The sequence below is a fragment of the Kocuria sp. WRN011 genome (genome assembly GCF_002295155.1).
In the GTDB taxonomy this organism is placed as follows: Bacteria; Actinomycetota; Actinomycetes; order Actinomycetales; family Micrococcaceae; genus Kocuria; species Kocuria carniphila.
In genome coordinates this window covers 1-19,614 of sequence record NZ_NSGI01000012.1, presented here as the reverse complement: position 1 = coordinate 19,614, position 19,614 = coordinate 1, and the positions used below count along the sequence as shown (strand labels likewise).

Sequence of the window (19,614 nt, the reverse complement as noted above, 5' to 3'; positions counted from 1 at the left end):
ACAGCGCAAAACCCGTCCACTGGTCAACGGTTCTACGGGAGTATGTCCTCCCCGAAGAACGTCTCTCAGTGAACGGGTTTCGGTGACCGAGTTGTCGTGAAGCCGATCATTGGAGCTTCAGCCGGATCACTCATCCTCACCAACATTCACGGCCCGGCAAGGCGGTTCAATCGCTGTGGCTAGGACTTCCGCTCGCTCCGCTCGGGTTTTACTCGTGCGTGAAGTTGGCCTTGCGCTTCTCACTGAAGGCGGTCATGCCTTCCTTCTGATCGGCGGTGGAGAACAAGCCGTGGAACACTCGACGCTCGTACTGCACACCCTGCTGGAGAGTGGTTTCGTAAGCTGCATTCACGGCCTCGACGGCGTGCTGAGCAACAGGCTTGGAGAGCCCGGCAATGGTGCGAGCGACGTCGTTGGCGGTGTCCAATAGCCGGTCGGCGGGGACCACGCGAGCAACCAGGCCGGAACGCTCGGCTTCCTCGGCGTCCATCTGACGGGCGGTGAGAATCATATCCATGGCCTTGGACTTGCCGATGGCGCGGATCAGTCGCTGAGTGCCACCCATGCCCGGGATGACGCCCAGGTTGATCTCTGGCTGACCGAACTTCGCGGTGTCCGCGGCGATGATCAGGTCGCACATCATGGCGAGCTCACAACCGCCACCCAAGGCATAACCGGAAACGGCGGCGATCTTGGGGGTGCGCAGACGGGCAAAAGCATCCCACGGGGAGAAGAAGTCCACGCGGTACATCTCGGCGGCGGACTTGGTGGCCATTTCCTTGATGTCGGCACCCGCGGCGAAGGCCTTCTCGGAACCGGTCAGGATGATCGCGCCGATATCCGGGTCGCGGTCGAGCTCGGTGGCGGCGGCAACCACATCGTTCATAGTTTGCTCGTTCAAGGCGTTGAGCGCCTTGGGCCGGTTCAGGGTGATCACGCCGACGCGCCCGTCACGGCTCACCAAAATGGTCTCGTACTCGGTGTTTTCGCTCATGTGACCAGCATCTCATGTGGTCCTTGACCCAACCTTGTGAAGCAAAGTGTGAAGACATGTCACGCCCCGGAAACATGCCGGTACTACCATGTCGGCATGCGCGAATTGCAGGCTCAAATCATTTCCGAACTCGGCGTGAAACCACAGATCGATCCGGCATCCGAGGTCGATCGCCGAGTGGACTTCTTGTGTGACTACGTCACGGCCACACACACCAAAGGTTTCGTCCTGGGAATCAGCGGGGGCGTGGATTCCACACTGGCTGGCAAGCTGGCTCAGATGGCCGTTGAGAAGCTCCGGGCCGACGGCGGAGACGCCCAATTCATGGCGATGCGCCTGCCGCACGGAGTGCAACACGACGAAGCCGACGCCCAGGCCGCGCTGGCTTTCATCGAGCCCGACCGCACCATCACCTACGACATCGCTCCGGCAGTGCGCGGTTTCGAAGAGGCCTACGAGTCGGCCACCGGGACGGAACTGACCGATTTCACGCGAGGTAATACCAAGGCGAGAGTGCGTATGACGGCCCAGTACGCCGTCGGCGGGGACAACAATCTGTTGGTGATCGGAACGGACCATGCCGCGGAGTCGGTGACCGGGTTCTTCACCAAGTTCGGCGACGGCGGCGCGGATCTGCTGCCGCTGGGTGGCCTGAACAAACGGCAGAACCGGCAATTGCTCGAGTACCTGGGCGCGCCGGAACCGTTGATTTCCAAGGCGCCCACCGCAGATTTGCTCGACGACAACCCCGGCCGCACGGACGAGGACGAACTGGGGCTGACGTACAACGACATCGATGACTTCTTGGAGGGCAAGGAGATCGCCGCCGACGTCTCCGAGCGGTTGGAGACGATTTACTTGCGCTCACGCCACAAGCGCACCGTGCCGGTGACCCCGGCGGATGACTGGTGGCGCTGACTGCCACTGCTGAATGATCGGTGGCACCGACCGCACGACAGTGTTGAGATCAGAGGATCGGGCGTAGCGGAATCAAGACAGTTTCGGCGAACCGCGCCATCGGGTGACGGTCACGCCAGCGCGGTGAGCTGAGGATCTCACAGTGCTCGGAGTCGGCTTCGAAGACCTTTTCCATCTCCGCCGCGAAGTCCGGGTCCACGATTTCCACGTTCGTCTCGTAGTTGAACGAGAGCGACAAACGGTCGATGTTGGCGGTGCCCACGGTGGACCATTCGCCGTCGATTGTCGCCGTCTTGGCGTGGATCATGGATGCGGCGTACAACAGGATGGTCACGCCGACATCCAGGAGCTGACCGTAGAACCCGCGGGACACCCAGTCGGCGAGAATATGGTTTGAATCCTTAGGAACCATGACGCGCACGTCCACGCCGCGTTTTGATGCCCCAATCAGGGCCTCAAGAATCTGCTGATCGGGAATGAAGTACGGCGTGGTGATCCAGATGTGATCATTGGCGCGCTCAATGGCGCTCAGGTATAGGTGCCGAATTGGATACACCAGTTGCACCGGCAGATTGGCGGCAACCCGGACCTCCGGGTCCCAGTTCTGCGGAGGCACCCATTCAATCTGGTCCTCCGGGTGACGACCCTCGTTCCACACGCGGGCAATCGAATTGCGCAGCCCCCATACGGCCGGGCCCACTTCGCGCACGTGGGTGTCCCGCCACTGGTTGGCGTACATCGAACCAATGTTGTAGCCACCCACGAAGCCGATGTTGTCATCCACCACCAGGATCTTGGAATGGTTGAACCCGCTGTATCGCAGCAGCCCTCGCCACCATTTGCGGCGCACGGCCGGCATCCGGAACACATGGACTTTGTCCGAGAACGTATAGAAAGAATTGGGAATCACCAGGTTGGCAAAGCCGTCATAGATGACGAAGACTTCGACACCGCGATCGGCCGCCGCGTTGAGGGCATCCAGGAACCGCTGACCCACTTCATCGTTCTTCCAGATGAAGGTCTCCATGTGGATGGATTCCTGGGCTCCGTTGATGGATTCGAGCATGTCGTCGTACACGCTGTCACCCGAGGTGTAGATGTTCAGTTCGGAATCCTCGACCTGCGCCGTGAACGTACCCGGGCGAGGGGCCTCGCGGACCTTACGATTGCGGTGCTTCCACCAGTCCAATCCGGCCAGCGAAGCGATCACCGTGGCCTGTGCGGCAGCCAAGGAACCGGCTGCAACCACCCCCGTCTTGAACAGGAGTGAACGTCCCTTGCGGTGGGCTACGGCGGCTCTGGTCTTCATGCGTCCAGCCTACTTGGCCTGGCTCCGCGAGCGCCCAGGGTGGGACCCACCGCGTGCCAGGTCGGTATCCAATGGCGCTGAAATTTACTTACCACGGAATGCGTTAGTACCGGTGTGAGCACACACGAGCACTTTTTCCTGGACAAGTCCGACCCCGCTAGCTGGCGAGCCATCAACGCGTTCTCCCGCAAGGTGGCCGCAGCGAACGAGGAAGCCGACATCCCGCGTTCCATCACGGAGCTTCTCAACGTGCGGGTCTCGCAGATCAACGGCTGCGCCTACTGCCTGAACATGCACGTGCGCCAAGCACGTGAGGCGGGCGTGACCGATCAGCAGTTGGCGGTGCTGCCGGCCTGGCGAGACACCCAGGTGTTCAGCCCGCTGGAACGCTCCGCCCTGACCATTGCGGAAGCGACCACCGAACTGGACCATTCCACGCTGCACCAAGATCTGACCACCGCCCGGGAAACCCTGACGGACAAGCAGTTCTCCGCGCTGCAGTGGTCAGCGATCGCGATCAACGCCTTCAATCGAATTTCCATCCTGTCCGGCCACCCGGTGCGCGCCAAGCGCAGCGAGTAGTAGTCAGCACACGGTTATAGGAGACAGCCATGACCGAACCGAACAACATCACGGTCCGCAACAATCCGGACCGCCACCGCTTCGAACTCCTGGACGGGGACACCGTGATCGGTGAATCCCACTACACGGCGCATCAGGACGCTGACCGTGCGGAGCGGATTTTCTACCACACCGTGGTGGACGACTCGTACGGTGGCCAGGGCCTTGCAGCGGTTCTGACCAAGCAGGCGCTGGGTGAAACCGTGGCCGAGGGGTTGGCCATCGTGCCGGTGTGCCCGTACGTGAAGCTGTGGGTGCGGAAGAACGATGACTACGCGAGCGACGTCGTCACCGTGAAGCCCGAGCACTTACAAGCGCTCGCCGCGCTGGGCGGAAAGTGAACGCGCGCCAAGTTTCCTGCAAGGGCCCGCGGCTCGCTACGGTGGTGTCATGAGAATCGCCACGTGGAACGTCAACTCCATCCGAGCCCGCGCCGATCGCATCGAAGCGTGGTTGGACCGCTCGGACGTGGACGTGTTGGCCATCCAGGAGACCAAGGCCAAGGACGAGAACTTCCCGTGGGAGTTGTTCGAGTTTGCCGGTTACGAGGTGGCGCATTTCGGGCTGAGCCAGTGGAACGGTGTGGCCATTGCCTCACGCGTGGGTCTCAAGGACGTGGAACGCACCTTCCCCGACCAGCCCGTGTTCGGCAAGGGCAAACAGGAGCCGATCCAGGAAGCCCGCGCCATGGCTGCGACCTGCGGCGGAGTGCGTGTGTGGTCTCTGTATGTACCTAACGGCCGCGGCCTGGACGACCCGCACATGCCTTACAAACTCGAGTGGCTGCGCATCCTCAAGGATCATGCCAAGCAGTGGGTCAAGGATGATCCAGAGGCGCAGATCGCGCTGGTGGGTGACTGGAACGTGGCCCCCCAGGATGAGGACGTCTGGGACATCGAATTTTTCAAGGAGAACGGTTTCACCCACGTCTCCGAGGGCGAGCGCGCGGCGTTCAACGCGTTCATCAGCGACGCCGGTTTCATGGACGTGGTCCGCCCCCGCCATCCGGGCCCCGGCGTCTACACGTACTGGGACTACACGCAGTTGCGCTTCCCCAAGAAGGAAGGCATGCGCATCGACTTCCAGCTCTGCTCCCCCGCCCTCGCTGCACGGGTCACGGACGCGTGGATCGACCGTGAGGAGCGCAAGGGCAAGGGTGCCTCGGACCACGCTCCCGTGGTTATTGAGATCGACTGAGTCATGACCTTGGTGAACGTGGGTACGGCGTTTAGGGGGATCATTGGTCCTCCCATTCGTTTCGCGCTGCGCATTTACGTCCCGCAGGAGGAGCTCGACGCGGAGTACGCTCCCGCCATCCCGCGTGCCCTGGACCCCTTCGAGGGCGGGGTTCACGAACTCACGGAACAGCTGTCCCGCCTGGCCGATCCTTCCGACACCCCGCTGCCTCCCGCGCGCGAACCACTATGGACCATCCCGTTCTCCGCCGCCCCCGCTGCTGAATCACGGTTCGTGGGTGGCATGGGCGACTTCCCGGTCTTCCACGCGCCCCAGCGGCTGCGCCGTTCCCTTCGGTTGTTCTCCGACGCCACGATGAACGACGGCGCTCAGCTCCTTCCGCTATTGGTTCCGGAAAAGAAGGTCCGGGACGCCGCGCGGGAGATTTCCGGGGAACTTTTCGAACCGCTGTACACCCGCGAGTCGGCCTATGTGGTCCCCTTGGCGTGGTTCGCGGCGTTCGCCATGGAGGACCGTGTGGTCTCATCGCATGCCGGTCACGAGGTGCACCGGCTCATCGCACCCGCCGACACCGCCGCCCGGCGTGTGATTCAGGGTGCGCAGATCGTCGAGGACACCGCCCTGGCCTCCGCCGGTCCCAACGCTGATGAGCTGTCCGAAGAGGCCCAACAGGCCAAGGCGTTCGCGGATGATCTAACTCGGTTGGGCCGCTGGCTCGGAACCTTCAGCCCCGCCTCCCTCGTGTGCCTGGACTACGGCTCGTTGGCGGATCGGATCCAGCCCGACGAGAGCCCCCGGGACATGGAGGACGCCATCGAACTCCTCCGCGCCGGCGATCAAGGTGCCGCCACGGCCGCCCTGCGCCGGATCTTCCAACGGTGGTCGTCGCTGGCGCACTTGCAGTCGGCGAATTAGGGCGATTAGGCCGGTTGACAGTCTCCGGACCTGGTTTATAGGCCAGTTCATAGCTCGGGGCGTAACGTCATGTGAGGGAAATGCAACGGCCGAGTTTGATGTGAGGAAAGTGTCCAGAACTGGCCAAATTCTTGCAGTTCCCTCCCCTGAGACTTCATTGATGCGCTTTCCTCTCCTGAGACTGCCTTGGGTCATGCGGTCGCCCCGGTCATTAGGTCGCACGCGCCGCAGCTCCCTCAGAGGACAATGACTGACGACGACGTCGCGCGGCGCACCCGTTCCACCCACTTCCATCTCCGGTCGAGCTCCTCAAGATCGCCCTTGACCAGCAGCGTGAGGTCCCATCCGCTGTCCCGGATGAGCGCGAACCGGTACATCTCGTCCCGGTAGTCATCTACTTCCTCCGCATGGACACGACCGTTGTATTCGACTGCCACCTTTAACTCTGGCCAAGCCAGATCCAGATAAAACGTTCGCCCGTTGACTTCCACCGGGTAGTTGAGGTGGGGCGGTGGCAGGCCTTCATGAAGTGCGATCATGCGCGTCAGGGTTTCCATGGCCGAAAAGCAGGATTCCTGGGCTTCTCGCAATCCTCTACGCACGGCATTCACGGCCAGAGCATGCGGCGGCAGATGGCTCAGGCACTCTTCGATCACAGTTCTCGGAAGTTCAGCCGTGACACCGGTACCTGGAATCGTGAATTGCCAGGACATCATCGCGTCCAAACAGGCGATGATGCGCCAGTGCGACAGCCTTGGGGCAACGACCACCAGCGCTTCCACAGGATGTGTAACTCGGCTACCCCAGGGGCCTTCAAAGCTGCTTAGTCCCATCGACTTTGAGAACTTGATCCCCTCAGCAACCGTCTGAGTGCGCGCACCTGACCACCGCAAATGGGCCGTCTCGCGTTCGCCCAAGATGTCCCGCATGACTCGTGGAAGTGGCATCTTGAGCGACTGATGAACCCAAGGATCGGTATAGCCCACGGGTATCTTCAAGAGATCCAAGGCATTGAAACCGGTCACGGCAAGTGTCGATCCCGGGGCGCCCAGGTGCTGTTGCAACAACAGCGACCGCTCCACCGCGGTGAGTGGCTCGGGATGCATTGCCCAGAGACCTTTGGTCACTCTTTGAACTCCGGGTTTGGTCATCAGCTGCGAGGCGCGGTTGCCAGTTTGGCCCGTGCGGAGCACCACCGGACGATCCCCGAACTTCAACGGCTTTTGTCGATACAGCATGATCGGACTCTAGAGAACGCCGCTCGGGCGGGTCGGAAGTTATCCACAGTCACTCCTCTAAGCGTTCTCCACAGGACTCAATTTCAGCTGGAGAGCTCACCTGAGCTGGCGACATCACCCTCAAAAAGGCGCGTGCTAGTGAAGCAGTGAGGATTGGAGGTGAATCCCAAGTGAGGAAAATGAAGGTGTCCAGTGTGGTGTGAGGGAAATGCTCAGAACAGGCCAACTTTCTGCATCTTCCTCACCTAAGACTTCTCGGCTGCATTTTCCTCACATCATGCTGAAACAGGCCGTCTCATCGACACCGGAAGTGACAGGCCCGTGCCACAGCGCAGTCCCCTCCGCTCAGCTCCACCGCAGCCACCCCGGTGTCCTGGCCTCACCCCACGATTTCCCCTCCACCCCGCAGGCTGACTAGCGTTGGAGTGTGTCTGAAGAATCAGTAATCCCACGTCAGAAGTCCGGTACCGAGTGGTGGCGGGACGCCGTGATCTACCAGGTGTATCCGCGCTCCTTCAAGGACTCCAACGGGGACGGGATGGGCGACTTGGGCGGTGTGACCGAGAAACTTCCCTACCTCAAGCAGCTCGGTGTGGACGCGGTGTGGCTGTCGCCGTTCTATCTGTCCCCTCAGCATGATGCTGGCTATGACGTGGCGGATTACCGCACCATCGACCCGCGCTTCGGCACCCTTGACGATTTCGAGCGGATGAAGGACCAGGCCCACGAACTGGGGCTCAAGATCATCGTGGACCTGGTGCCCAACCACACCTCCGAGGATCACGAGTGGTTCCAGGCGGCACTCGCCTCACCGATCGGTTCACCGGAGCGCGCCCGCTATATGTTCCGCAACGGCAAGGGTGAGAACGGCGAGCTGCCGCCGAACAATTGGAAGTCCCTGTTCGGCGGCCCCGCGTGGTCCCGTATCGATGACGGCCAGTGGTACCTCCACCTCTTCGACTCGTCACAACCGGACCTGAACTGGGAGAACCCGGAAATCTGGGAAGAGTTCCGCAGCGTCCTGCGCTTCTGGCTGGACCGCGGAGTGGATGGCTTCCGCGTGGACGTCGCCCACGGCATGGTCAAGGCGGAAGGACTCCCTGATTGGGACGAGCAGGTCCACATGGTCGAAGGCACGGACGTCGATGAAAAAGGTCACGCCGAAAAGACCATGGACACCGGCCCGTACTTCGATCAGGACGGTGTGCACGAGATCTACCGCGATTGGAACCAGGTTCTGGCCGAGTATCCTGGCGAGCGCATGCTCGTGGTGGAAGCGTGGATCGGCCCGGCAGAACGGTTGGCGTTGTACGTCCGCCCGGATGAGGCGCAGCAGGCGTTCAACTTCGACTTCCTGATCGCCGGTTGGGACCGCGACCGGATGCGCAACGCCATCACGGATTCCCTGCGCGTGAACCAGGCGGTGGGTGCGCCGTCCACGTGGGTGCTCTCCAACCACGACACCGTCCGCCACGCCTCCCGCTACGGTTTAAGCTCCCGCACCGCCTACCCCAACGGCATCGGGGCGGAGGACGAGCAGCCCGACGCCGCTCTGGGCCTCCGCCGCGCCCGCGCCGCCGCCCTCGTGGAGCTGTCCCTGCCGGGTTCGGCCTACGTCTACCAGGGCGACGAACTGGGCCTGCCTGAGCACACCACTCTGGACGCCGAGAGCCGCGAGGACCCCACCTTCTTCCGTACCGAGGGTCAGGAATTGGGGCGCGACGGCGCTCGCGTTCCCCTCCCTTGGTCCCCCGTGGGCAACGGGCTGGGCTTCGGCCCGAATCCGTGGTTGCCGCAGCCGGAGACCTTCGAGAACATCACGGTAGACCACCAGCTGGGCAACCCGCAGTCCGTGCTGAATCTCTACAAGAACGCCCTGCGCATCAGGCATGAAATGGCCCTTGGTCGCGCCCAGTTCGAGTGGGACCCCATGAGCGAGCAGAACACTCAGATTCTGGCCTATCGCCTCACCACGGATTCCGGGGACACAGTCCTGGTGGCCGCGAATGCCGGTGACGCGGCAGTGGAGATCCCCGAGCTGACCACCGGTGAACTGTTGCTGGCCAGCGGCCAGAGCGCCGTGATGGCAGGGAAGCTCGCTGCGGATCACACGGTGTGGATCAAGCTCTAACGAGCTGACGTTCGGGGCCGGGCAGAATGGCGCGGCCCCGAACAACAGCGCGGCAGATCCGCGAGAAATTCAAGGCCGCGACGGGTAGCTGAAAAGGAGAGTCCGGCGTAGGCCTCGGATGCTACTTCTCCGGCAACGCCGCCGAACACTGCGTGGAAATCCAGTCCTGCACGGGCTGAAGTGCGCGCTGGATTTGGGCGGCCTCTTGGGGTTGCAAAGTGTCACCGGCGTTGTCGAGGAGGCTGACGGCGTCGTCGAAGGCCGGAAGCACAGGCTCCGGAAGCCGGTCCCGGTGAGATTCGAGGGAATCGGTGGCCTCTGCGATCACGGACGGGTCCTGCCCGGCTTCGGGGGTGGCGTCCGTGGAGCGATCGGTGGTCATGGGCAGGACGACCAGTCCGGTGTAGACCTCGACCACGTCCAGGCAGGTTCCGGTGCTCGCGGTCTGTCCGGTGCCCGCCGGTGCCTCGGAGCCTCCGTGGGGCTGGGGGATCTCGCTGGGGACCTCGAACGTGAACGGCTCCTCGGCGTTGGAGGAGCAACCGGTCAGGGCGATCAGCAGACCCGAGGCGGCCACTGCCGCGGCAACTCGTTTCAGGGTCATGAGTTCACCCGCCATCCGCACGTGAGGTGCAGCCCATCCGGCCGAAAAACTGGGGGCGTACACGGTGATCGATACGCCTACAATTTAGGCGGCCAACCTCTGTAACGGCTGGGGGTTTTCCGCGTCTCTGCTTCGTGCCAACGCACAAAAGAACAGGTGGTTCGGCACACGGAGTCGGACACCCATGCGCGGGCAATGAGTTCTCGCAACACGTCGTGATCCACCTGGTCCAGCTTGGTCACGTACACGCAACTCACGCTGCGCTTGTGTGGCCCCAGTCGGTCGAGCAGTCCCTCGGCGCCGTCGCCGCTCTGTAATCCGTACAGCGAGATGGCCGCCTTGCGCGGCGAGAACGCGACCTGCGCGGTGTCTCCCTCACGGCCGGTTTCGTAGCGGTAATGGAAATGCCCGTACCCCACGATGGATTCGCCCCACATCACGGGCTCGGCGCCGGTGACCTCCCGGAAGATCTCGAGCAATTCCTTCCCCTGTTCCACGCGCCGCGGCCACGGCAGCGATTCGATCCATTCCTCCGCAGACTGCCCGGTGGGCTTGGTCTTGACGTCCGCCTCGACGGTTCGGGTCGTGGCCTTGGGGGCGACGACGCCGCTCATCGGTTCCAGCCCCTTCTCGCCCAGGGCGTCGTTGATCCGATTCAGCCCCTTGAGTCCCACGCCGTGCAGCGCGAGGAGTTTCTGGAAATCGGCTCCGGCGAGTTGCTCGAGCTCTGTGATGCCCTGTTCGGCGAGCGCGCGATGCAGCGGGGCGCCCGTGCCCTTGATCTCCGTGAGTGCGGTCATGGGATCAGAGTAGATGCACGCGAGGGTCCTGAACATCGGTGTGCTCAGGACCCTCGCGCACTCTGCATTGGAACGGGAACGTTCATGCGGGTTCGATCAACGGACGTTGATCAGACCGATGCCTGCTCCTGTTCCGCCATCTTGCGGTTGTGCTCGTCCCGGTCCTTCATCTCGCGTGGGCGGAAGTACAGCAGTCCAACGAGCACGGCGATGGTGAACACCGCGAGCATCACGAAGAACAGCGGCCACACGCCGGTCAGGTAAATGATCGGGATGGCTAGCGCGGTGACCAGGCCACCGCCGAAGAACGGTTCGAAGACCAACTGCTTGTAGCCAAACGCCTCGAAGGCCGGGGTCTTAGCCTCCGGATCGACCACGCGCATGAGGATCAGGCCGGTGGCGGTCACACCCATGGACTGGCCGAAGTCGCCGATGCCGCGCTCGAACCAGAAACGACCGATGACGCGCGGGGCGAGCCACAGGAAGATGGCCACGTTGAACACGATGCCGGCCACGGCCAGGATCGCGAAGGCCGCCAGGTTGTCGCCCACTGCCTCCAGGGACAGGGTCGCGATCGCGGACACGATCAGGAAGTCCAACGCCAGGCCCTGGATGCGGAGCATGACCTGGTGGTCGATGTAACGGTCGAAGCCGAAGCGGCCGGCGATGACATGGAAGATCACACCGCCCAGCAGCGCCATGGGGAACAGCGGAACGTAGGCGAAGATCTCCAGCGGGGTGGTGTCATCAAGCATCACGTTCGCGTAGGTCTGCTGCTCGATCCAGCGCAGCCCCTCCAGGATGCACCAACCGATCAGGATCGCCACGGCCACGATGGCCATGTGCAGTGAGAACGGCTCCACGGAGGACGGGCGGCTGGTCATGGTGCCGGCGGAGTAGTACTCGTCGCTGCGGAACAGGCCCTTCTGCTCGGCCACGGACATCTTGACGTCGCCCTTGAGTTCCTCGGTCTTACCGGTGCGCACGCCCCAGTTGATCAGGCCGATACCGATGATGATGCCGCCCACGATGCCCACGGTCGCAAGGCCCACGGCGAGGTCCGCACCCTCACCGAAACCGAGTTCTTCCATGACGGGGCGCATGCCGGCCGCGGTTCCGTGCCCGCCCTCGAAGCCGATTTCAATCAGCGCACCGGTCATGGGGGACGCCGCAAAAACGGGTACCAGGATCAGCGCTGCAAGCAGCAGGCCGATCACGTATTGACCCGAGCCGAAGGCAACGCCCAACGACAGCTGCGGTCCCACCAGTTTGGCCGCGCGCTTGGGCGAGGGAAGATCCTGGCCCAGGAACATGGTCGCGAAGATGACGCTGATCAACAGGCCGGGCAATACGCCCCAGGTCTCGACCATACCCTCGGTGAAGAGCCCGCTCTCACCCCACGGGCCGTTGAATCGTCCGAGGACCTGCGGACCCAGGATCAACAGAAGCGCGCCGCCGATGATCGAACTCGGCAGGAACAGGCTCTGGACCCATCACACTTTCACACGCACGAACTTGCCCAGGAGCAGCGCCACCCCCAGGATCAGAAACGCAAAACCAACGGCCTCAGGGGACACGGGAACCACCTCTAGTGATCGGGGATCGAAAACGGTCACAGGTCACATAGCGAGGGTCAAGAGCGCTCCGTGGAGTGTCCCCCAGCTGATGTTCAGGTATCTCAGTTTATGAGACACCTGTCCCCTGACGCCCGATCAACACAGTTCCCCGCCGACCCCGTAGTAACTGTTGCGGGGCAGCAAAAAGCCCCGGCGCGTAGGCGCTCGGGGCTTTTCGACGTTCGGTCGTCAGACGCTTTGCCGCTGAATCTCCCACATGAGGTGTCCCTCGGTGGGCGACTGCACCGGCAGGAACGCGGCCTCGCGCACGCGGCGCGTGGTGTCCGTGTCCGCCAGGTAGCCGCGGCCGCCGGCGAGCGTGGCCTCGAGCTTGGTCGCGTCACTCACGAAATGAGCGGCGTCGAGCCGGAGCTGCAGTAGGCGCACCGGCGAGGTGACCTTCTCCAGTAGCGACGCGTGCTCGTTGCGCAGGCTCTGCTCGGTCTCGCGCAGACCATCAAGACGGTCGCGGAACAGGGCGTTGGGGCCCGGCTTCTCGACCGACAACGCCGCCTCGTCCAAGCTGCGCGCGCCCAGGCCGATGCAGAACGCACTCTGGGCCAGCAGGAAACCGGGGCGAACCTTGGCGAGGAATTCCTTGAGCGGGACGCCGGTGACGTCGCTCGCGAGGATCCGCACGTCGGTCAGGCTCAGGGAACCGCTCGCGGTGCCGTTGAGAGCCATGAGCGGAGCCGAGTGCTTAACCGTGAGTCCCTCGGTACCGATGCGCACGCGGGCGATGGTCAACGTTCCATCCTCGAAGCGCACCGGCATCATGACGATCGCGTTGGGGAACAGGTTGGAGGCCCACGCGATCTTGCCGTTGAGCACCACGGAATCACCGTCGGCAACGGCTTCCACCGGGATGTCACCCAGCTCGGACGCCCACTTGAACGCGGGGGCCATCGCGGAGACACCGGCCACGGAACCGTCAAGTAGTTCCTCCGGAACCTCCATCCCACCCGCGCGGTGGAACAGGATGCTCATGGTGTGACCCCAGCTGCTGAACGCGGTGGAGAAACACTCGCGAGCCAGCGTTTCGAGCAGGGCGGTGACCCCGGCGACGTCGCCCTGGGCCGCGGCGTCGAAGGCGCCGTTCTGCCCGAGCTCGGCCAGAGCGACGTCGGTCTGGACGTCACCCCGGTCGATACTCGCGGCGCGTTCGGCAACGTTGGCCAGTACGGAATCCGCGACCGGTTGCTGAACAGTTGAAGGAACGGGCATTACTTGCCCGCCAGGTGGTGCAGACGATCAATGGGGGTGGTCACGGCCTCGCGGGCGCGCACCACGGCGTCCTCATCGGGAGCGTTGTAGAAGCACAGGCACTTGACGGTGTCCTCGCGAACGTAGGTGCGGAGGAAGCTGACCTCGGGAACCTCGGCGTACTTGGGAGCGTTGGCCTTCTTGCGGCCCAAGTAGGTCTCCATGTCGATCTCGGCGGGGATGTCCCACTCGACCAGGTACTCGGCGGAGGGCTTGGCCTTGCGGATATCCTCGATGTCGGCACCAACCAGGCGGACCTGGTCCGGGCCGGTGACCTCGGTGGACTGATCGGCCACGCCGTTGCGAATGGCCTGGTCCAGGGCGGTGGTGTCATCGCCGTCGAGCTCGACCACGGTGAACACGCGACCCTGACCCTCGGTGACCTGGGATTCCAGGACCTGAGCGCCGTTCTGCTCGGCTGCAGAAGCGATGGCCTCAATCACGGACTGGGCACCCTCGCGGGTGGCGTTGCTGGGAACGACTTCGAAAAGCTGCAGTGACATGGAGATTCCTCTCGTCGGTTGTCGGATTGCGTTAAACGCTACGCGCGGCCCCGTCAGTGACCCAAGGAGATAGTCACACTGCGCAACATTCCGTGGACACTTTGTTCAGACGTTGATCACCGCAGGGATCTATGATCGGAGCACCCTGCACCACTTTCGACTGATCCCCGAAAGGACCGGGTCTGAACCATGTTTCACGACCAGAGCGTCATTTTCATCGACGCGGGCTTCTTGCTGTCCGCCGGTAGTTCCACCGTGACCGGGACCTCTCTTCGCGCTGCCACCAGGGTGGATGCCGAACAGCTCATCTCCGGCATCGTCAGCATCACCAGAGACAACTGCAACCTGGACCCGCTGCGCATCTATTGGTATGACGCGTCTCGGGACGGCGTGCTCAGCGACTGGCACAAGAAGATCTCACTGCTCGACGACGTCAAGGTGCGGCTCGGTCGCATCGGCGTGAACGGACAGCAGAAAGGTGTGGACCTGCGTCTGGGCCTGGACCTGGTCGAGGTGGCCCGCAACGGTTCCGCCAAGGTCGCCTACCTTCTCAGCGGTGACGACGATCTGGCCGAAGCCGTCGAGGCCGCCCAGGACCTGGGCATGAAGGTGGTGCTGCTGGCCCTGGAGGACAAGAACCGGTATCTGGGGATCAAGTCGGTAGCAGAGCACCTGGCGTACAAGGTGGACCGGATCATCGTGCTGCCGCAGGACCTCATTCATTCCACGTTCACGCCGGCCACGCGAGCGGTGGTTCCGGGTGCGGAGGCGGGGACCGAGTCGGAATTCCAGTCCACCGCTCAGCCCGCTCCGTCGGCGCCTCCTGGGCCCATGCCGGGGGCGGGGCCCGGAGCCGCGCCGGTCACACCGGCAACTCTGGCGAGCAAGAAGGCCACGTTCATCACGGTCAAGGAGCCGGAAGTCGATCTCCCCCACTTGTTCGCAGTGGCGGAAGAGGTGGCCGAGAGCCTGGCCCGCAACTGGTACCAGACCACTCCGTTGTCCGAGGTACAGTCCGTCCTGGAAGAGAGGCCCATCCTCCCCGCCGAGATCGATTCCACTCTGCTGCGTGATTGCGCGGCTCGGATCGGCGAATCGGACACCGACCTGCAGCCCGTGCGGAAACACCTGCGTAAGTGCTTCTGGGACACCATCGACACACTGGCCTGACGCCGCGGTGCTCTAGTCTGAAGCGTGTGAGTCACGAGCCAGCAGTTTTAGATTCCTCCGGGGATGAGTCGAAGGAATTAACCCGCTCCACCTCCCGAGCCTCGGCTGGACAGGAGTCTTCTGAAACCCAGGATGCGCCCGCCGCCAGCACGGCCGTTTCTTCCGACGGCGACTCCGGAATCTCTTGGGGATCATTCGCACGTAATGCCGCGCTGATCGTGGTGGCCGTGGTCATGCTGTGGCTGTTCTTCAACGTGGAACTTCCTCCGGCCGACCAATTGCAGGAACGGCTCGAAAGCTACGGGTGGGTGAGTTGGCTGGTGTTCATCGGCCTTTACGCGATTGTGGCTCTGACCCCTATTCCGGTGACCATCATGGCGGTTGCCGGTGGGCTGATCTTCGGGGTGGTGCTGGGCAGCCTGTTTTCCGTGATCGGAGTGCTGATCGGCTCGTGGGGTGCCTATTGGTTGGCCCGCGCACTCGGCACGGACGCCGTGCGTAAGGTATTGGGCAAGTACAGCCAGAAGATCGAGAGTCGCTTGGACGGCGCCGGTTTCGAGGCCGTGTGCACCCTGCGACTTGTTCCCGGCATCCCGTATTGGCCGGTCAACTACGGCAGCGGGGCCTTTGGCATTACGCAGCGCGATTTCCTGGCGGCCAGTGTGATCGCGGTGATTCCAGGCCAGGTGTCCCTGGTGGCACTGGGAGCGTTCGTCGCGGACCCAACGCTCTTCCACGGCACCGTGGTGGTGCTCTCGTGGATCGTGGTGCTGGTCATGACCGTGTGGGCGTACAAACGGTGGAAGGCTGCTCGGCGGTAACGTTCTGTCCGGGCTCGGTACGGAAACCGGTCACGCCGTCAAGGCAGCGCACGAAGAGAAGGTGGCGGAGCGGCGTCGTCGTCAGGGGTGAAGCGAGTTCACGGGACATAAGCTGCGGGAACCAGCCAGAAATGGGAAGAACCCCCGCGTGTAGAAGCCACGCGAGGGTTCAGTGGCTCCGACCGGCGTCGATCCGGTGACCTTACGATTTTCAGTCGTACGCTCTACCAACTGAGCTACAGAGCCAGGCACATCACCTGGGATATGCCGCGACGGCGCGAAAAGTTGCCTTTTCATCGCCGCCTGAGCGACCCTGACGGGACTTGAACCCGCGACCTCCGCCGTGACAGGGCGGCGCGCTAACCAACTGCGCTACAGGGCCTTAATTGTTTCCAACGAGTGGATATCTTACCAGTAGAACTGACTGCCTTAGCAAATCGTTCACCGCATCAGATTCTCTCGCGAGAAAACGTACCCCCAACGGGATTCGAACCCGTGCCGCCGCCGTGAAAGGGCGGTGTCCTAGGCCGCTAGACGATGGGGGCCAGAACGTCGCCCGACTGCCGCTTGCGCATCAGTGGACGATGGACCTTCAGTAGCTTAGAGGTAAACACCCCGGTTGCACAAACCCGAGTATCACAGGGTGACCTCCGGTCGATCGGCCAGCCGTTCGTCCTTGAAACCCTGGATGATCATGAGCGGTCCGGCGCTGTTGTGAATGACGCCCTGGGAGGTGGAACCCAGGAGCATTCCGGCGAATCCGCCCCGGCCGCGGGTGCCCATGATGACCAAACGATTCAGGTTGGACTGCTGCACCAGAACGTCGATCGGGGAACCATCCAGCAGCTCGGCGTTGATCTCCAGATCCGGGAAGTGCCCGCGCAACCATCGGACCGACGCATTGAGGGCGTCCGCGATCTCCTGGTAGATGTTCTCGAAGTCAACGGGCGTGGGCATCCAGGACGCCGCACCCGCCATGGGCGGCACGGCGCAGACCACCGTGAGCGGAACACCGAGCAACTGGGCTTCGTCCGCCGCGCGCAGCATGGCAACGCTGGAATGTTTGGAACCGTCCGAGCCCACAGAGACACCGTCGATGAACGCCTTGGTCTCGTTGATGTCCCGCTCGAGCTGGTGTTCACGCGCCCACGGCAACGGGATGATGCCCACGGGGCAGTGCGAGTGAGCCGGGACTGCGGTGGAGACTGAGCCCAACAGTCGGCCGAGCAGACCACCGCGGCCACGGGATCCGAGGACCAGCAACTGCGCGGACTTACTCAGTTCCAGCAGCACGCCCGAAGGATCGCCGGTTTCGACCGTGGAACGCACCTCCACGTTGAGGTTCTGCACGTGCAGGGCGGCCTCGCGCACGAGTTCCTTGACGGCGTCGTCCAGGGCACCCTGGTCGAACGCAGCGTACCCGACATCGAAAGTGGAACCGGCGTAGACCGGCACCGAATAGGCGCTCACCAGGTGCAGCGGAGCGCCTCGACGTTTGGCTTCGCGGGCCGCCCAGCGCAGGGCTCCCAGGCTCTGATCCGTGCCGTCCACGCCAACGACAATTTCTCGGCCGTTGAGGGTCATGGCGTGCCTTCCTTTCGCCGATCCGTCACTTCAAGCGTAGTCCTCAGTCCTCACGGATGGTGCGCGATGCTGGTGCGTGTGGAGAACACATGCCACCTCACAGCCCACGGTGAGATGATGGAGTGGGTCCGGAGGATGGTCCTAAGGAAAGCACCTGGATCGGGGTCACGGGGAGGAACCCGAGCCGCTGTCCGAGGGAAGGGTCCTGAGGAAGGAAACGAACCGTGAACGAGCAATCGGCAACACCAGACGATCCCGCAGAGTCGTCACCCCTGACCGCTAAGGTCAGCCAGGACACGTGGCGTTCGTGGGGCAGGAATCTCACCGTGACGCCCGCGGTCATCGTGCGCCCGGAGAACACGGATCAGGTCGAGCAGGTGCTTCGAGACGCAGCAGCCCAGGGTCTGCGTGTGCGCCCCGCCGGTTCCGGCCAGAGCTTTTCACCGCTGGTCCCCACCTCGGATGTCGTTCTGGACGCCACTGCTCTCAGCGGCCTCAGCTCGATCGACGTCGAGAAGCAGCAGGCCACGTTCTTCGGCGGCACCACCATTCAGCAGATCTGCCAGATCCTCGAAGACCATGGCTTGGCCTTGACGAACATGCCGGACTTCACGGGTCAGACCATTGCCGGCGCCATCGCCACGGGCACTCACGGCACCGGTTTGGGGCAGCCCTCGCTGTCCGAGCAGATCATCCAGATCACCATCGCCACCCCCTCCGGCGAGCTCATCACGTGCTCCGAGACCTCCCATCCCGAGATTCTGCGCGCGGCTCGCGTGCACTTGGGTGTCCTGGGCGTAATCGTGTCCGTCACCATTCAGTGCGTGAGCGCCTTCCGACTGCACTGCGCCGAGTTCCGCGAACCACTCGAGCGCCTGGTGGATTCGCTGCCCGAGAGAATGTCCGGCGCGGATCACTTCGAGTTCTTCTGGATGCCCGGCCGTTCCACCGTGCACACCCGCATCCTCAGCCGCCTCCACCGCCTTCCGGACACCTACACGCGCCCGGCCTCCCCGTTCTCGCGCGTCCTCCGCCGAGCCGACGACGCCGTTCTGCGCACCTCCCTGACCTCCGGCCTGGGCCGCTTGGCCTCCGTGGCGCCCAAAACCGTGCCCGGTCTGAACAAATTGGAGTCCATGTCCAAGAGCTCCCGGCGCTACACCGACGTGTCCTACCGTGTGTTCACCGCACCGCGCGCAGTGCGTTTCGTATCCACGGAATACGCCTTACCGCTGGAGAACACCGCTGCAGCATTCCTCGACCTGAAGGACTTGGTGGACCGCGAGGGCTACACCCTGTCCTTCCCGGTCCTGGTGCGCTGCTCACCTCCGGAACAGGGATACCTCTCCCCCTCCGCCAGCCGCTACACCGGTTGGATCAGCCTGCGCCAGTACGGCAAACGCCCCTACGAAGAGTTCTTCCGGGCCGCCGAGCAGATTTTCCTGAAACACGGCGGTCGCCCGCACTGGGGAGCCATTCACACCCAGACGGCCGAAACACTCAAACCCATGTACCCGCGCTGGGACGACTTCTTGAAGGTCCGCTCGGAGCTGGACCCCAACGGCCTGCTGCTCAACGACCACGCGAGGGCGCTGCTGGGGGTGTAGCTGGGTAATCCGGCGGTCGGCTGCACCCTGATCGACGCTACGAGCATGCCGGGAGCGCTTACTGACTCGCGGTGCTTCCTGGTTGACGATTCGACCCTGTGACCGCTGCGCAGCATCTCGATCGTGCATTCTGGTCGACAGTGCGACCACGACTGGAGTGCCCACTGGCCGTCGGTGCATCCTGGTTGACGATTCGGGCTCTTCAGAGTTGAGTGTGGGGTGAGGCGTCGAGTCCACCGGTGATGAGGAGCATGCGGAGGCGGTAGTGCTCGAAGTTGCGGAAGCCGCGGGCGATGCGGCGGCCGAGTTCGATGATCCCGTTG

At 63.2% G+C, this 19,614-nt stretch carries 19 protein-coding genes and 3 tRNA genes; 9 read left to right on the top strand and 13 right to left on the bottom strand.

Annotation, left to right across the window (positions count from 1 at the left end; translation table 11 throughout):
• Positions 1-208: 208 nt before the first annotated feature.
• Positions 209-994, bottom strand: a complete 786-nt coding sequence (locus tag CKW39_RS14055; RefSeq protein WP_095798752.1) for an enoyl-CoA hydratase — start codon at positions 992-994, stop codon at positions 209-211.
• Between the two features lie 96 nt (positions 995-1,090).
• Between CKW39_RS14055 and nadE the strand changes: the two genes are divergently transcribed.
• Positions 1,091-1,912, top strand: a complete 822-nt coding sequence (gene nadE / locus CKW39_RS14050; protein ID WP_095798751.1) for an ammonia-dependent NAD(+) synthetase — start codon at positions 1,091-1,093, stop codon at positions 1,910-1,912.
• A gap of 49 nt (positions 1,913-1,961) precedes the next feature.
• Here nadE and CKW39_RS14045 read toward each other — a convergent pair whose 3' ends face one another.
• Entirely contained in the window at positions 1,962-3,221 is a 1,260-nt protein-coding gene (locus CKW39_RS14045) for a phosphatidylserine/phosphatidylglycerophosphate/cardiolipin synthase family protein (RefSeq protein ID WP_095798750.1), read from the bottom strand.
• 114 nt (positions 3,222-3,335) lie between these two features.
• Here CKW39_RS14045 and CKW39_RS14040 point away from each other — a divergent pair, with 114 nt between their 5' ends.
• Genes CKW39_RS14040 through CKW39_RS14025 form a run of 4 tightly spaced genes read left to right on the top strand, consistent with a single transcriptional unit; the run spans position 3,336 to position 5,954 of the window.
• On the top strand, positions 3,336-3,803 hold the full coding sequence (locus CKW39_RS14040) for a carboxymuconolactone decarboxylase family protein (protein WP_095798749.1): 468 nt from the start codon (positions 3,336-3,338) through the stop codon (positions 3,801-3,803).
• A 29-nt stretch (positions 3,804-3,832) separates the two neighbouring features.
• On the top strand, positions 3,833-4,183 hold the full coding sequence (locus tag CKW39_RS14035) for a GNAT family N-acetyltransferase (RefSeq protein WP_095798748.1): 351 nt from the start codon (positions 3,833-3,835) through the stop codon (positions 4,181-4,183).
• A 49-nt stretch (positions 4,184-4,232) separates the two neighbouring features.
• Complete coding sequence (locus tag CKW39_RS14030) at positions 4,233-5,039, top strand: exodeoxyribonuclease III (RefSeq protein ID WP_095798747.1); 807 nt, start codon at positions 4,233-4,235, stop codon at positions 5,037-5,039.
• A 3-nt stretch (positions 5,040-5,042) separates the two neighbouring features.
• Positions 5,043-5,954: a hypothetical protein gene (locus tag CKW39_RS14025; protein WP_095798746.1), complete on the top strand. Its 912-nt coding sequence runs from the start codon at positions 5,043-5,045 to the stop codon at positions 5,952-5,954.
• A gap of 236 nt (positions 5,955-6,190) precedes the next feature.
• Here CKW39_RS14025 and CKW39_RS14020 read toward each other — a convergent pair whose 3' ends face one another.
• A complete protein-coding gene (locus CKW39_RS14020) occupies positions 6,191-7,192 on the bottom strand; it encodes a hypothetical protein (protein ID WP_254049445.1) in 1,002 nt (333 codons plus the stop codon).
• A 427-nt stretch (positions 7,193-7,619) separates the two neighbouring features.
• Here CKW39_RS14020 and CKW39_RS14015 point away from each other — a divergent pair, with 427 nt between their 5' ends.
• Positions 7,620-9,323 carry a glycoside hydrolase family 13 protein gene (locus CKW39_RS14015; RefSeq protein WP_254049444.1) on the top strand — a complete coding sequence of 568 codons (1,704 nt, stop codon included), beginning with the start codon at positions 7,620-7,622 and terminating at the stop codon, positions 9,321-9,323.
• A gap of 121 nt (positions 9,324-9,444) precedes the next feature.
• On the opposite strand, the gene CKW39_RS14010 is transcribed toward CKW39_RS14015, so the two are convergent.
• From CKW39_RS14010 to CKW39_RS13990, 6 genes are all read right to left on the bottom strand, one after another.
• Positions 9,445-9,927: a hypothetical protein gene (locus tag CKW39_RS14010; RefSeq protein WP_143470016.1), complete on the bottom strand. Its 483-nt coding sequence runs from the start codon at positions 9,925-9,927 to the stop codon at positions 9,445-9,447.
• 77 nt (positions 9,928-10,004) lie between these two features.
• A complete protein-coding gene (locus tag CKW39_RS15365; RefSeq protein WP_254049443.1) occupies positions 10,005-10,727 on the bottom strand; it encodes a DUF1801 domain-containing protein in 723 nt (240 codons plus the stop codon).
• Between the two features lie 110 nt (positions 10,728-10,837).
• On the bottom strand, positions 10,838-12,097 hold the full coding sequence (locus CKW39_RS14000; RefSeq protein ID WP_254049442.1) for a sodium/glutamate symporter: 1,260 nt from the start codon (positions 12,095-12,097) through the stop codon (positions 10,838-10,840).
• A gap of 123 nt (positions 12,098-12,220) precedes the next feature.
• Positions 12,221-12,343, bottom strand: coding sequence for a hypothetical protein (locus tag CKW39_RS15880; protein WP_256382235.1), 123 nt, complete (start codon positions 12,341-12,343; stop codon positions 12,221-12,223).
• A gap of 189 nt (positions 12,344-12,532) precedes the next feature.
• A complete protein-coding gene (locus CKW39_RS13995; RefSeq protein WP_095798743.1) occupies positions 12,533-13,567 on the bottom strand; it encodes an acyl-CoA dehydrogenase family protein in 1,035 nt (344 codons plus the stop codon).
• A complete protein-coding gene (locus tag CKW39_RS13990) occupies positions 13,567-14,109 on the bottom strand; it encodes a DUF4242 domain-containing protein (RefSeq protein ID WP_095798742.1) in 543 nt (180 codons plus the stop codon). The genes CKW39_RS13995 and CKW39_RS13990 overlap by 1 nt, the downstream gene beginning before the upstream one ends.
• A gap of 189 nt (positions 14,110-14,298) precedes the next feature.
• Here CKW39_RS13990 and CKW39_RS13985 point away from each other — a divergent pair, with 189 nt between their 5' ends.
• Both CKW39_RS13985 and CKW39_RS13980 read left to right on the top strand, forming a co-directional pair.
• Positions 14,299-15,279 carry an NYN domain-containing protein gene (locus CKW39_RS13985; protein ID WP_095798741.1) on the top strand — a complete coding sequence of 327 codons (981 nt, stop codon included), beginning with the start codon at positions 14,299-14,301 and terminating at the stop codon, positions 15,277-15,279.
• A 26-nt stretch (positions 15,280-15,305) separates the two neighbouring features.
• Entirely contained in the window at positions 15,306-16,100 is a 795-nt protein-coding gene (locus tag CKW39_RS13980) for a TVP38/TMEM64 family protein (RefSeq protein ID WP_254049441.1), read from the top strand.
• 173 nt (positions 16,101-16,273) lie between these two features.
• Here the strand turns inward: CKW39_RS13980 and CKW39_RS13975 are convergent.
• The 4 genes from CKW39_RS13975 to CKW39_RS13960 form a co-directional block, all read right to left on the bottom strand.
• Positions 16,274-16,346, bottom strand: a tRNA-Phe gene (locus CKW39_RS13975).
• Between the two features lie 62 nt (positions 16,347-16,408).
• Positions 16,409-16,482: transfer RNA gene (locus CKW39_RS13970), tRNA-Asp, on the bottom strand.
• A gap of 90 nt (positions 16,483-16,572) precedes the next feature.
• A tRNA-Glu gene (locus CKW39_RS13965) sits at positions 16,573-16,645 on the bottom strand.
• A gap of 91 nt (positions 16,646-16,736) precedes the next feature.
• Positions 16,737-17,684, bottom strand: coding sequence for a universal stress protein (locus CKW39_RS13960; protein WP_095798740.1), 948 nt, complete (start codon positions 17,682-17,684; stop codon positions 16,737-16,739).
• A gap of 224 nt (positions 17,685-17,908) precedes the next feature.
• On the opposite strand from CKW39_RS13960, the gene CKW39_RS13955 reads away from it, so the two are divergent.
• Entirely contained in the window at positions 17,909-19,291 is a 1,383-nt protein-coding gene (locus CKW39_RS13955) for a D-arabinono-1,4-lactone oxidase (protein WP_254049440.1), read from the top strand.
• Positions 19,292-19,614 lie beyond the last annotated feature (323 nt).